This is a genomic window from Streptomyces sp. NPDC104106 (assembly GCF_055584345.1).
Genome location: NZ_JBVJMF010000002.1, coordinates 634,324 through 646,911, shown reverse-complemented (window position 1 = coordinate 646,911; position 12,588 = coordinate 634,324). Strand labels below are relative to the sequence as shown.

Below are 12,588 nucleotides of genomic sequence, written 5' to 3'. Positions count from 1 at the left end.
GGCTCAACGCCCCTTCACCGGTGGGCCCTTGGGGCTACTTCTCGACCTCGGCGGCGAGCCTCGCGAGCACGGCGTCGTAGATCCGGCCGAGGCCCTTGGGGGCGAAGGTCTTCTCGAAGAAGCCGCCGATGCCGCCGGCGCCCTGCCAGGTGGTGGTGACGACGACGCGGGACCTGCCCTCGCCGGCCGGGGTGACGCGCCAGGTGGTGACCATGGAGGAGTTGCGGTCCTTCTCGACCAGCTCACCGTCGGTGGGCTCGCTGACCTCCAGCAGGCAGTCGCGCACCCGCTTGCTGGTGGCCTGGAGCCGCCAGTGGACGAGGGTGCCCTCCCCGTCGCCGCCCTCGCGGACCTCGTACTCGCTGAACTGCTCCGGCAGCAGCTTCTGCCGCGTGCCGCGGTAGTCGGCGAGGGCGTCGAACACCTTCTCCGCGTCCGCCGCGACGACCCGCTCCGTAGTGGCCTCGACCTGCGCCATTGCGTTCCTCCAGGACCTGTCTTCTCGGGGTTGGGGCAAGCCAACCACCCCGGCGCCCGGCCCCCCAAATCGGGGGGCGTCAACAGGGGCCGCACGATCATGGGAACAGATGTTCTATTGTGTGCGGCAGTGCTACCGAGGAGGCGTCATGCGCTGGGAGAACCTCACCGTGGAGTCCGCGGCCACCGGGGCGCCGGGGGAGGCGGCCGAGCACGGCCCGGCCGCCGAGGCCGCGCTGTTCGGCGCGGACGCCGTGGTCAGCCGCACGTTCGACACGCCCGAGTTCCGCGGGATCACCTTCCACGAGATCAGGGCCCGCTCGGTGCTGAACCGGGTGCCGGGCGCCTCGCGCATGCCGTTCGAGTGGACGGTCAACCCGTACCGGGGCTGCACCCACGCGTGCGTGTACTGCTTCGCCCGCAGGACGCACAGCTATCTCGACCTCGACACCGGCCTCGGCTTCGACACCCAGATCGTGGTGAAGGTGAACGCGCCGGAGGTGCTGCGCCGCCAGCTCGGCGCCGCCCGCTGGCGGGGCGACCACGTGGCGATGGGCACGAACGTCGACTGCTACCAGCGCGCCGAGGGCCGCTACCGCCTGATGCCGGGCATCATCTCCGCCCTCACCGACCACGCGAACCCGTTCTCGATCCTCACCAAGGGCACGCTGATCCTGCGCGACCTGGACCTGCTAGTGCGCGCCGCCGAGGTGACGGACGTGGGCATCTCGGTGTCGGTCGGCTTCCTCGACCCCGAGCTGTGGCGCACGGTGGAGCCGGGCACGCCCGCGCCCGAGCGCCGGCTGGACGTCGTACGCGCTCTCGGCGAGCACGGCATCGGCTGCGGGGTGCTGATGGCGCCGGTCATCCCGTTCCTGAGCGACCACCCCGGCCAACTGCGGGCCACGGTGCGGGCGATCGCGGCCGCCGGGGCCACCTCGGTGACCCCGCTCGCGCTGCATCTGCGCCCCGGCGCGCGGGAGTGGTTCATGGCCTGGCTCGGGCGGCACCACCCGCACCTGGTGCGGCGCTACGAGCGGCTGTACGCGGCGGGCGCCTACGCGCCCACGTGGTACCAGCGCCGGATCACCCGTCAGGTGCACGAGCTGGCACGGGAGTACGGCATCGGACCCACCCGTCCCGGCCTGGCCCGCCGCGTCCGACCGGCCGCCCCGCCCGAGCCGGAACCCGGGGCCGCCCCGGTCCAGCTCACGCTCCTGTGACGCCGCGTTCGTCCGGTCGTCCGCGGGCGAAGCCCTTGCCTACGTCACGGACGGCCGGGGCAACCGGCGCCCGGCGGCCGGGAGTCCGGGCTCCGACGGGGCCGTGACGCCGGGCCGGCTCGCGCCCCCTGACCAGGTCCCGGTGCGAGCGCGCGGGGCGGCGATCGGGTGAGGACGTTCGGGGGCATCAGGCGGCGCAATCGGGTCACGTACGCCCGGACCGCGTTAGCCCCGGGCCCCGGCGACGGGACGATGCGGCGAGGACCGTGATCCTCGCGGTCCGCCGCCCCCTCCGTCCCGGGAGGACCCATGAGAACACGCGCAGCCGTGCTGTGCGCTGCCGCCGCCGTGGTGGCCGGCTCGGTCACCGCCGTCCCCGCGCACGGGAGTACGGCCGCCGCTCCCCGGCTCACCTGGAAGAGCTGCGGCACCGGCGACTACCCGACGCTCCAGTGCGCCGCCCTGAAGGTGCCGCTGGACCACGCGCGGCCCGCCGGCCGGCAGATCACGCTCGCCCTGTCGCGCGTCCCCCACACCGCCACCGCCTTCCAGGGCCCGCTGCTGGTCAACCCCGGCGGGCCGGGCGGCAGCGGCCTGAAGCTCGCCGGATTCGTCGCCTCCGCACTGCCGAAGCGGGTGGCCGCCCAGTACGACGTCATCGGCTTCGACCCGCGGGGCGTCGGCCGGTCCGCCCCGGCGCTGGACTGCTCGCCCGGCCACTTCGCCCCGGTGCGCCCCGACAGCCTGCCCACGACGCCCGCCCTGGAGCGGGCGAACCTCGCGCGCGCGCAGTCCTTCGCCGGCGCCTGCCTCCGCAGGCACGCCGACGTGCTGCCGTTCATGGACACCGTCGACGCCGTGCGCGACATGGACGCCATCCGCACCGCCCTCGGCGCCCCGACGCTCAACTACTTCGGCTACTCCTACGGGACCTACCTCGGCGCGGTCTACGCCAAGCTGTACCCCGAGCGGGTCCGCCGCCTGGTGCTCGACTCGATCGTCGACCCGGCCGGGGTCTGGTACGCGGACAACCTCGGCCAGGACTACGCGTTCAACGACCGCCACCGCGCCCTGATGGCCTGGATCGCCCGGTACGACGACACCTACCACCTCGGCAGGGACCCGCAGAAGATCGAGGCCAGGTGGTACGCGATGCGGGCCGCGCTGGCGAGGAAGCCGGCCGAGGGCGAGGTGGGCCCCTCCGAACTGGAGGACACCTTCGTCCCGGGCGGCTACTACGACGGCTACTGGCCCTACCTCGCCGAGGCGTTCGCGGCGTACGTCCGCGGGGGGAAGACCGGTCCGCTGGTGGAGGCGTACCGGAACTTCGGCGCCGTGGGCCACGCGGGCGAGAACGGCTACAGCGTCTACTCGGCGGTGCAGTGCCAGGACACCGCCTGGCCGGGCTCCTGGAACCGCTGGCGCGCGGACACGTGGAAGGTGTACCGCAAGGCGCCGTTCTTCGCCTGGAACAACACCTGGTACAACGCGCCGTGCGTCTTCTGGCCGCCCGGCGCGCGGCACCGGCCGGTGAACGTCGCCAACGCCGAGGTGCCCCCGGCGCTGCTCTTCCAGGCGACCGACGACGCGGCGACGCCCTACCCGGGCGGGGTGGCCGTGCACCGGTTGCTCGCCCGGTCCAGCCTCGTGGTCGAGGAGGGCGGCGGCAATCACGGGATCACGCTGGGCGGGAACGCCTGCCTGGACCGGTACCTGAGTGCGTATCTGACGGACGGCCGGGTACCGCGCGGCGTCACGGGCGTGGCCGACGCGGTGTGTGCCAGGTCCCCCGACCCCAAGCCGCTCGCGGGCCGCTCGGCGCCCTCGTCGCCACCGGGCGCGGCGCTGCACCGGTTGCTGGGCTTCCGTCGGTAGCCGCGCCGGGGGTGGTCCACCATGGACGCCATGAGTGAACCGATCCGCATCACGGCCCCCGACGGCGTCGCGCCCGCCGCCCAGTACAGCCATGTGGTCACGGCGAGCGGCCGGCTCGTCGTCGTCTCCGGTCAGCTTCCCCTGGACGAGAAGGGGCAGTTGGTCGGCGCCGGCGATCCGGCGGCGCAGGCCCGGCAGGTGTTCGAGAACCTCAAGCGGTGCCTGGCCGCCGCGGGCGCCGGCTTCGAACAGGTCGTGAAACTGACGTACTTCGTGACGGACACCGCTCATCTGCCCGCGATCCGCGCGGCCCGCGCCGCGCACATACCCGACGACCGGCTTCCGGCGTCCTCCGCGGTCCGGGTGGCCGGACTGGTGGCGCCGGAGTTCCTGATGGAGATCGAGGCGCTGGCGGTGGTGGACGGGTGAGTCCCGCGGGCGCCCGCTGAGCCGCCGTCGCCCCGCTGGTCATCGTGCCTCCTGCTGCCGTGGCAGCCGCGCCAGGGCGTGCACCGCCGCCTCCGCGAGCGCCGGGTGGGCCAGGGCCTCGTTCAGGACGCGGCGGGCGCGGGGGTCGCCGAGGGCGCCGAGGCCCTCCACACAGGCGAGGGCGACCCTGCGGTAGGGATCGTGCGGGCGCAGCCGGCGCTCCAGGGTGGTGATGAGCGCCGGCACGGACTCCGGGGCGCGCAGGGCGGTCAGGAGCCGTACCGGGTGCAGGGCGTAGGCGACGCGCAGCTCGTTGGTGGCGAGGGCGGCGGCGGCGCGGGCCGTGCGCGGGTCACCGAGGCGGGCGAGGGCGTGCGCGGCGGAGGCGCAGCGCGGGGGGTCGCGGTGGTTGAGGAGCAGCACCAGGGACTCGAAGGCGCGCCGGTCGCCCGCGCGTCCGAGCCGGAACGCGGCCAGTTCCCTGGCCCACAGCGGCTGCCCCGGCGCGGTGAGCACCTCCGCCAGTTCACCGTGGTCCTTCGTCGCCAGCAGCCGGTCGAACGCCGCCGAGCCGTGCGACTCCTGCCGTAAGCGCTCCGTGAGCGATCGCAACTCTTCGTCCACGAAGTCCAGCGTAGGCGGGTGGCGGCCCCGGCGGGAGCCACCTCACACCGTCGGATTCGACCTCCCCCCTGGCGCGCTCGTTACCCACCGGTTAAGCTCAGACGAGCGAGTTACCCACTCGCACCCTCCGCTGGCGACGGTCTGGTGACGCGGCCGTCGCGGGCGTCCGTCAGTTCGGTACGGCTCGTACCGCTGTGTGACCCGGCTCCGGGACAGGGCCGGTCGGTCTCCCCGCCGCGGCGTGGGCGTGTGCGCGCCCCCGGCTCCGGCGGCACCGGGCGTGTGCGCTCGCAGCCCGGCAACACCCGCACTCCTTCCCGCACCGCGGTGCGCCTTCGGCGCACCCGGCGCGCTCCTCGTCGTCACCCTCTTCCTGGAGTCCCGCGATGGCCACTCCCCTGTCCCCCCTGTCCGGCAGCCCGCTGTCCCCGCTGAAGACGATCGCCGTCGTCGGCCTCGGCACCATGGGCACCGGTATCACCGAGGTCCTCGTGAAGGCCGGCCGCGAGGTGGTCGGCATCGACGTCAGCGAGGCCCAGGCCGCGCGGTGCCTCGCCGCGCTGGAGGCCTCCACCGCCCGCGCCGTGGAGCGCGGCCGGCTCACCGCGCAGGAGCGCGCCGACGCCCTCGCCCGGTTCCGCGCCGGCACCGATCTCGCCGCGGCGGCCGACGCCGACCTGGTCATCGAGGTGACCCCGGAGTCGTACGAGACCAAGCACGCGATCTTCCGCGAACTGGACGGTGTCGTGCGCCCGGAGACGATCCTCGCCACCGGCACCAACGCCCTGTCCGTGACCCGGCTCGCCGCCGACTCCGCGCGCCCCGAGCGGGTGCTGGGCCTGCACTTCTTCAACCCGGCGCCCGCGATGAAGCTGGTCGAGGTGGTCTCCTCGGTGCTGACCGCGCCGGGCGCCGTCGCCGCGGTGACCGATCTGGCGCTGGAACTGGGCAAGGAGCCCGTGGCGGTCGGCGACCGCCCCGGGTTCGTGGCGGACGGCCTGCTGTTCGGCTACCTCAACCAGGCCGCGGCGATGTATGAGGCCCGCTACGCCTCCCGTGAGGACATCGACGCGGCGATGCGGCTGGGCTGCGGCCTGCCGATGGGCCCGCTCGCCCTGCTGGACCTGATCGGCATCGACACCGCGCGTACCGTCCTGGAGGCCATGTACGCCGAGTCCCGCGACCGGCTGCACGCCCCGGCCCCGATCCTGAAGCAGCTCAGCGAGGCGGGCCTGACCGGCCGCAAGTCCGGGCGCGGCTTCTACACCTACGAGGCGCCGGGCAGCGCCACGGTCGTGCCGGACGTGCTGACCCCGGCCGAGGGGCGCGCCGGGGCCGCCGGCCGCGAGGTCCGCTCGGTCGGTGTCGCCGGCTCCGGGACCATGGCCTCCGGCATCGCCGAGGTGTTCGCCAAGGCGGGCTACGACGTCGTGCTGGCCGCCCGCAGCGAGGAGAAGGCGCAGGCCGCCAAGGCCCGGATCGGCACGTCGCTCTCGCGCTCCGTCGACAAGGGCCGGCTGACCGCCGAGGCCGCGGCAGGGATCCTGGACCGGATCGTCCCGGCCGGGTCCTACGAGGCGTTCGCCGAGGTCGATCTGGCCGTCGAGGCGATCGCCGAGGACCTGGAGATCAAGCGGCAGCTGTTCGGCACACTGGACAAGGTCTGCAAGCCCGGCGCGGTCCTCGCCACCACCACCTCCTCGCTGCCCGTCGTGGCCTGCGCCCGTGCCACCTCGCGCCCGCAGGACGTCATCGGCATGCACTTCTTCAACCCGGCCCCGGCGATGAAGCTGGTCGAGGTCGTCCGGACCGTGCTGACCGGCGACGACGTCCACGCGACCGTCCGCGAGGTGTGCGCGAGGATCAAGAAGCACGCGGTGGACTGCGGCGACCGGGCCGGCTTCATCGTGAACGCGCTGCTGTTCCCGTACCTCAACAACGCGATCAAGATGGTCGAGGAGCACTACGCGTCCCTGGACGACATCGACGCGGCGATGAGGCTCGGCGGCGGCTACCCGATGGGCCCCTTCGAACTGCTGGACGTGGTCGGCCTGGACGTCTCGCTGGCCATCGAGAAGGTCCTGCACCGCGAGTTCCGCGACCCGGGTCTGGCCCCGGCGCCGCTGCTGGAGCACCTGGTGGCGGCGGGCTGCCTCGGCCGCAAGACGGGCCGCGGCTTCCGCGAGTATGCCCGCCGCTGACGGCGGCGGCGACTGGTCCGAGGCGGAGGCGGACTGGGGCGGACTGCTCGACAGCGCCGTGCGCCCCCTGCCCGCCCGCGCAGGCGGCTCCCCGCCCCTCGCGGGCCGGGAGCCGGGCGGGGCTCCGGGCGGGGAAACCCCCACACCTGCGCAAAGAGCTGCGCACATGCAGTACGTTCGGGTCATGTCCCAGCCCGCCAAGTCCTCCCGTACACCAGCTACGCCCGACGCGCCGGAAAGTGCCGCAGGCAGTCGCGCCGCCGCCCAGCGGCTCAAGATGCGCCGAGAACTGGCGGCCGCAGCCATGGAGCTGTTCGCGACCAAGGGGTACGAGGCGACCACCGTCGACGAGATCGCGGCCGCCGCCGGGGTCGCCCGCCGCACCTTCTTCCGCCACTTCCGCTCCAAGGAAGAGGCGATCTTCCCGGACCACGACGACACACTGATCCGCGCCGAGGCGGTCCTGAACGCCGCTCCGGCGCACGAGCACCCGCTCGACACCGTGTGCCGCGGCATCAAGGAAGTCATGAAGATGTACGCGGCCCGGCCGGAGATCTCGGTCGCCCGCTACAAGCTCACCCGCGAGGTGCCCACCCTGCGCGAGGCCGAGATCGCCTCGGTGGCCCGCTACGAGCGCCTGTTCACCCGCTACCTGCTCGGCCACTTCGACGAGCACGCGCACGCCGACGACGTCGGCGACGACCCGCTGCTGGCCGAGGTGGCCGCCTCCGCGGTCGTCACCGCGCACAACCACGTCCTGCGGCGCTGGCTGCGGGCGGGCGGACAGGGCGACGTGGAGGCGCAGCTCGACCACGCCTTCGCGATCGTGCGCAGGACGTTCGGCACCGGCATCGGCGCCGGACGCACCGCGCCGGCGAGGCCGCCCGCGGCCTCGGCGTCCGGCCACGGGGAGGTCCTGGTCACCGTCGCCCGTACCGACGCCCCGCTGGACGAGGTCATGCGGGCCATCGAGCAGGCCCTCAAGGAGCACTGACCCCGCTCTCCCGCTGTGATGACGGCCACCCCTCGGGGTGGCCGTTTTGCCATGTCAGGGTTCGTTTTCGAGGGGAATTCCAGCGCCGTTCGATCGATCATCGCTCATTTGTTACGTAAAGATTTCATTTGAGAACACGTTCTGGCACTCAGTGCCTTGCGACCTGACACGCGGTGTCATACGTTGAGGGTGTCCGGGCTGTCCCGGCAGGCCCACCGCCTGCGTACCCGGACGCCTGCGTCACAGGCAACCTCCCGCGCCACAAAGCGCTGCCGAAGCACCACCGAGCCGAACCGACGGCACCTTTCCACACCCTCAGCAGCACTCCCAGCAGCACCGACGAACCCTCAGCGCCCCCTCCCTCAGGGGCGCTCACCGCCGGAGGCAACACCGTGACCGTGAAGGACATCCTGGCCGCGATCCAGTCGCAGGACGCCACGTCCGCCGACTTCGCCGCCCTGCCGCTCCCCGAGTCGTACCGCGCGATCACCGTGCACAAGGACGAGACGGAGATGTTCGCGGGCCTCGCGACCCGCGACAAGGACCCGCGCAAGTCGATCCACCTCGACGAGGTGCCCGTGCCCGAACTCGGCCCGGGCGAGGCCCTGGTGGCCGTCATGGCCTCGTCGGTCAACTACAACTCGGTGTGGACCTCGATCTTCGAGCCGCTGTCCACGTTCGGGTTCCTGGAGCGCTACGGCCGCACGAACGAGCTGGCCAAGCGCCACGACCTGCCGTACCACATCATCGGCTCCGACCTCGCGGGCGTCGTCCTGCGCACCGGCCCCGGCGTCAACGCCTGGAAGCCCGGTGACGAGGTCGTCGCGCACTGCCTGTCCGTCGAGCTGGAGTCCTCCGACGGCCACAACGACACGATGCTCGACCCCGAGCAGCGCATCTGGGGCTTCGAGACCAACTTCGGCGGCCTCGCCGAGATCGCGCTCGTGAAGTCCAACCAGCTGATGCCGAAGCCGGACCACCTGAGCTGGGAGGAGGCCGCGGCCCCGGGCCTGGTGAACTCCACCGCCTACCGCCAGCTGGTCTCCCGCAACGGCGCCGGCATGAAGCAGGGCGACAACGTCCTCATCTGGGGCGCGAGCGGCGGCCTCGGCTCCTACGCCACCCAGTTCGCCCTCGCCGGCGGTGCCCACCCGATCTGTGTCGTCTCCAGCGAGCAGAAGGCGGACATCTGCCGCTCGATGGGCGCGGAGTCGATCATCGACCGCAACGCCGAGGGCTACCGGTTCTGGAAGGACGAGACCACCCAGGACCCGAAGGAGTGGAAGCGTTTCGGCAAGCGCATCCGCGAACTCACCGGCGGCGAGGACATCGACATCGTCTTCGAGCACCCCGGCCGCGAGACCTTCGGCGCCTCGGTCTTCGTGACCCGCAAGGGCGGCACCATCACCACCTGCGCCTCGACCTCGGGCTACATGCACGAGTACGACAACCGCTACCTGTGGATGTCCCTGAAGCGCATCATCGGCTCGCACTTCGCCAACTACCGCGAGGCGTGGGAGGCCAACCGGCTCATCGCCAAGGGCAAGATCCACCCGACCCTGTCGAAGGTGTACTCGCTCCAGGACACCGGCCAGGCCGCCTACGACGTCCACCGCAACCTGCACCAGGGCAAGGTCGGCGTGCTGTGCCTCGCGCCCGAGGAGGGCCTCGGCGTGCGCGACGAGGAGATGCGCGCCCGGCACATCGACGCCATCAACCGCTTCCGCAACGTCTGAGGACATCCGAGGTCATAGATGACAGAGCGTCAGTCCGCCGAAGGCAGGCGGGAGAAGGACCGGCCGTGGCTCATGCGCACGTACGCCGGCCACTCCACGGCCGAGGCGTCCAACGAGCTGTACCGGCGCAACCTCGCCAAGGGGCAGACCGGCCTGTCGGTGGCGTTCGACCTGCCGACGCAGACCGGCTACGACCCCGACCACATCCTCGCCCGCGGCGAGGTGGGCCGGGTGGGCGTGCCCGTCTCGCACCTCGGTGACATGCGCCGGCTGTTCCAGGACATCCCCCTGGAGCAGATGAACACCTCGATGACGATCAACGCCACCGCCATGTGGCTGCTGGCGCTCTACCAGGTCGTCGCCGAGGAGCAGGGCGCGGACATCACCAGGCTCCAGGGCACGACCCAGAACGACATCGTCAAGGAGTACCTGTCCCGGGGCACCCATGTGTTCCCGCCGGGGCCGTCGCTCCGGCTGACGACGGACATGATCGCGTACACGGTCTCCCACATCCCGAAGTGGAACCCGATCAACATCTGCAGCTACCACCTGCAGGAGGCCGGGGCCACGCCGGTGCAGGAGATCGCGTACGCGATGTCCACCGCGATCGCCGTCCTCGACGCCGTGCGCGCCTCCGGCCAGGTGCCCGAGGAGCGCATGGGCGACGTGGTCGCCCGCATCTCCTTCTTCGTGAACGCGGGCGTCCGCTTCGTCGAGGAGATGTGCAAGATGCGGGCGTTCGGCCGCATCTGGGACCGGGTCACGCGGGAGCGGTACGGCATCGAGGACCCCAAGCAGCGCCGCTTCCGCTACGGCGTCCAGGTCAACTCCCTCGGCCTGACCGAGGCGCAGCCGGAGAACAACGTCCAGCGGATCGTGCTGGAGATGCTGGCCGTGACGCTGTCGAAGGACGCACGCGCGCGTGCCGTGCAGCTGCCGGCCTGGAACGAGGCCCTCGGCCTGCCCCGCCCCTGGGACCAGCAGTGGAGCCTGCGCATCCAGCAGGTGCTCGCCTACGAGAGCGACCTGCTGGAGTACGAGGACATCTTCGAGGGCTCGAAGGTGGTCGAGGCGAAGGTGGACCAGCTGGTCGCCGACGCGCTCGCCGAGATGGGCCGCATCGAGGAGATGGGCGGCGCGATGGCCGCCGTGGAGTCCGGCTACCTGAAGTCGCAGCTGGTCGCCTCGCACGCCGAGCGGCGGGCGCGGATCGAGTCCGGCGAGGAGAAGATCGTCGGTGTCAACGCGTTCGAGGGCACCGAGCCGAACCCGCTGACGGCCGACCTGGACACGGCGATCCAGACGGTGGACCCGGCGGTCGAGGCGCGGGTCGTCGCCGGGCTGCGGCACTGGCGCGACACGCGCTACCAGCCGCCCTTCAACCACCCGCGCCCCTGCAAGGCGCTGGAGCGGCTGAAGGAGGCCGCCAAGGGCACCGAGAACCTGATGGAGGCCACGCTGGAGTGCGCCCGGGCGGGCGTGACCACCGGGGAGTGGGCGGCCGCGCTGCGGGAGGTGTTCGGGGAGTACCGGGCGCCCACCGGGGTGTCCTCCGCGCCGGTCGCCGTCGCCGCCGAGCCGGGCTCCGCGCTCGCCGGGGTCCGGGCCCGGGTCGACGCCACCGCGCGCGACCTGGGGGTCGCCCGCCTGCGCTTCCTGGTCGGCAAGCCGGGCCTGGACGGGCACTCCAACGGCGCCGAGCAGATCGCCGTACGCGCGCGTGACGCCGGCTTCGAGGTGGTCTACCAGGGCATCCGGCTGACGCCCGAGGAGATCGTGGACGCCGCCCTCGCCGAGGACGTGCACGCGGTGGGCCTGTCGATCCTGTCCGGCTCGCACGCCCAGCTGGTGCCGGACGTGCTCCAGCGCCTCCGTGTGGCCGGTGCCACAGATATACCGGTGATCGCCGGTGGCATCATCCCGAATGGTGACGCCGAGCAGCTGCGAGCCGCCGGAGTGGCCGCCGTCTTCACCCCGAAGGACTTCGACATCACCGGGATCATCGGCGCAATCGTCGACGAGATCCGGAAAGCGAACAAGCTCGACCCCCTGGAGGTCCCCGCATGACGACCGTCAACCGCCTTCGCCCGCGGCGCTCCTGCCTGGCCGTACCCGGCTCGAACCCGCGCTTCCTGGAGAAGGCGCAGGGCCTCCCGGCGGACCAGGTCTTCCTGGACCTGGAGGACGCGTGCGCGCCGCTCGCCAAGCCGGAGGCGCGGCACACCATCGTCAAGTTCCTGAACGAGGGCGACTGGACGGGCAAGACGCGTGTGGTGCGCGTCAACGACTGGACGACCGAGTGGACGTACCGCGACGTCGTCACGGTGGTCGAGGGCGCCGGCCAGAACCTCGACTGCATCATGCTGCCGAAGGTGCAGACGGCCGAGCAGATCGTCGCGCTGGACCTGCTGCTGACCCAGATCGAGAAGACCATGGGCTTCGAGGTCGGCAAGATCGGCATCGAGGCGCAGATCGAGAACGCGCAGGGCCTGAACAACGTCAACGCGATCGCGCAGGCCTCCCCGCGCGTGGAGACGATCATCTTCGGCCCGGCCGACTTCATGGCCTCGATCAACATGAAGTCGCTGGTCGTGGGCGAGCAGCCGCCCGGCTACCCGGCGGACGCCTACCACTACATCCTGATGAAGATCCTGATGGCCGCCCGCGCCAACAACCTCCAGGCGATCGACGGCCCCTACCTGCAGATCCGCAACGTGGAGGGCTACCGCGAGGTCGCCCAGCGGGCCGCCGCGCTCGGCTTCGACGGCAAGTGGGTGCTGCACCCGGGCCAGGTCGAGGCGTCCAACGAGATCTTCTCGCCGTCCCAGGAGGACTACGACCACGCCGAGCTGATCCTGGACGCGTACGACTACTACACGTCCGAGGCGGGCGGCAAGAAAGGCTCCGCGATGCTCGGCGACGAGATGATCGACGAGGCCAGCCGCAAGATGGCCCTGGTCATCTCGGGCAAGGGCCGGGCCGCCGGCATGCAGCGCACCAGCAAGTTCGAGATCCCGGAGGCCTGAGCG

The 12,588-nt window shown here is 72.1% G+C and carries 10 protein-coding genes; 8 read left to right on the top strand and 2 right to left on the bottom strand.

Going from position 1 to position 12,588, the window contains the following annotated elements; genetic code table 11:
* Window positions 1-34 precede the first annotated feature (34 nt).
* A complete protein-coding gene (locus tag ACZ60X_RS06840; protein ID WP_469594183.1) occupies window positions 35-478 on the bottom strand; it encodes an SRPBCC family protein in 444 nt (147 codons plus the stop codon).
* A 148-nt stretch (window positions 479-626) separates the two neighbouring features.
* Here ACZ60X_RS06840 and ACZ60X_RS06835 point away from each other — a divergent pair, with 148 nt between their 5' ends.
* The 3 genes from ACZ60X_RS06835 (at window position 627) to ACZ60X_RS06825 (ending at window position 4,004) form a co-directional block, all read left to right on the top strand.
* Window positions 627-1,700 (top strand): Rv2578c family radical SAM protein, encoded by a 1,074-nt coding sequence (locus ACZ60X_RS06835; protein WP_469594180.1) that lies wholly within the window; start codon window positions 627-629, stop codon window positions 1,698-1,700.
* A 309-nt stretch (window positions 1,701-2,009) separates the two neighbouring features.
* Window positions 2,010-3,575 (top strand): alpha/beta hydrolase, encoded by a 1,566-nt coding sequence (locus ACZ60X_RS06830; RefSeq protein WP_469594178.1) that lies wholly within the window; start codon window positions 2,010-2,012, stop codon window positions 3,573-3,575.
* 30 nt (window positions 3,576-3,605) lie between these two features.
* Entirely contained in the window at window positions 3,606-4,004 is a 399-nt protein-coding gene (locus tag ACZ60X_RS06825) for a RidA family protein (RefSeq protein ID WP_469594176.1), read from the top strand.
* A 39-nt stretch (window positions 4,005-4,043) separates the two neighbouring features.
* Here ACZ60X_RS06825 and ACZ60X_RS06820 read toward each other — a convergent pair whose 3' ends face one another.
* The gene (locus ACZ60X_RS06820; protein ID WP_469594173.1) at window positions 4,044-4,628 is read right to left on the bottom strand and encodes an adenylosuccinate lyase; all 585 of its coding nucleotides are present in this window, start codon (window positions 4,626-4,628) and stop codon (window positions 4,044-4,046) included.
* Window positions 4,629-5,014: 386 nt separating this feature from the next.
* On the opposite strand from ACZ60X_RS06820, the gene ACZ60X_RS06815 reads away from it, so the two are divergent.
* The 5 genes from ACZ60X_RS06815 (at window position 5,015) to ACZ60X_RS06795 (ending at window position 12,585) form a co-directional block, all read left to right on the top strand.
* Window positions 5,015-6,829 (top strand): 3-hydroxyacyl-CoA dehydrogenase family protein, encoded by a 1,815-nt coding sequence (locus ACZ60X_RS06815; RefSeq protein ID WP_469594170.1) that lies wholly within the window; start codon window positions 5,015-5,017, stop codon window positions 6,827-6,829.
* 184 nt (window positions 6,830-7,013) lie between these two features.
* On the top strand, window positions 7,014-7,823 hold the full coding sequence (locus ACZ60X_RS06810; RefSeq protein ID WP_469594168.1) for a TetR family transcriptional regulator: 810 nt from the start codon (window positions 7,014-7,016) through the stop codon (window positions 7,821-7,823).
* A gap of 398 nt (window positions 7,824-8,221) precedes the next feature.
* Entirely contained in the window at window positions 8,222-9,559 is a 1,338-nt protein-coding gene (gene ccrA / locus ACZ60X_RS06805) for a crotonyl-CoA carboxylase/reductase (protein WP_469594428.1), read from the top strand.
* An 18-nt stretch (window positions 9,560-9,577) separates the two neighbouring features.
* Window positions 9,578-11,626, top strand: coding sequence for a protein meaA (locus ACZ60X_RS06800; protein WP_469594166.1), 2,049 nt, complete (start codon window positions 9,578-9,580; stop codon window positions 11,624-11,626).
* Entirely contained in the window at window positions 11,623-12,585 is a 963-nt protein-coding gene (locus ACZ60X_RS06795; RefSeq protein WP_469594163.1) for an HpcH/HpaI aldolase/citrate lyase family protein, read from the top strand. The genes ACZ60X_RS06800 and ACZ60X_RS06795 overlap by 4 nt, the downstream gene beginning before the upstream one ends.
* The last annotated feature ends 3 nt before the right edge of the window (window positions 12,586-12,588 follow it).

What these genes read in the sequence shown, in the direction of transcription:
- ACZ60X_RS06795 (WP_469594163.1), top strand. Translation starts at nt 11,623, where the DNA reads ATGACGACCGTCAACCGCCTTCGCCCGCGGCGCTCCTGCCTGGCCGTA.
- ACZ60X_RS06840 (WP_469594183.1), bottom strand. Translation starts at nt 478, where the DNA reads ATGGCGCAGGTCGAGGCCACTACGGAGCGGGTCGTCGCGGCGGACGCG.
- ACZ60X_RS06810 (WP_469594168.1), top strand. Translation starts at nt 7,014, where the DNA reads ATGTCCCAGCCCGCCAAGTCCTCCCGTACACCAGCTACGCCCGACGCG.
- ACZ60X_RS06800 (WP_469594166.1), top strand. Translation starts at nt 9,578, where the DNA reads ATGACAGAGCGTCAGTCCGCCGAAGGCAGGCGGGAGAAGGACCGGCCG.
- ACZ60X_RS06830 (WP_469594178.1), top strand. Translation starts at nt 2,010, where the DNA reads ATGAGAACACGCGCAGCCGTGCTGTGCGCTGCCGCCGCCGTGGTGGCC.
- ACZ60X_RS06835 (WP_469594180.1), top strand. Translation starts at nt 627, where the DNA reads ATGCGCTGGGAGAACCTCACCGTGGAGTCCGCGGCCACCGGGGCGCCG.
- ACZ60X_RS06815 (WP_469594170.1), top strand. Translation starts at nt 5,015, where the DNA reads ATGGCCACTCCCCTGTCCCCCCTGTCCGGCAGCCCGCTGTCCCCGCTG.
- ACZ60X_RS06825 (WP_469594176.1), top strand. Translation starts at nt 3,606, where the DNA reads ATGAGTGAACCGATCCGCATCACGGCCCCCGACGGCGTCGCGCCCGCC.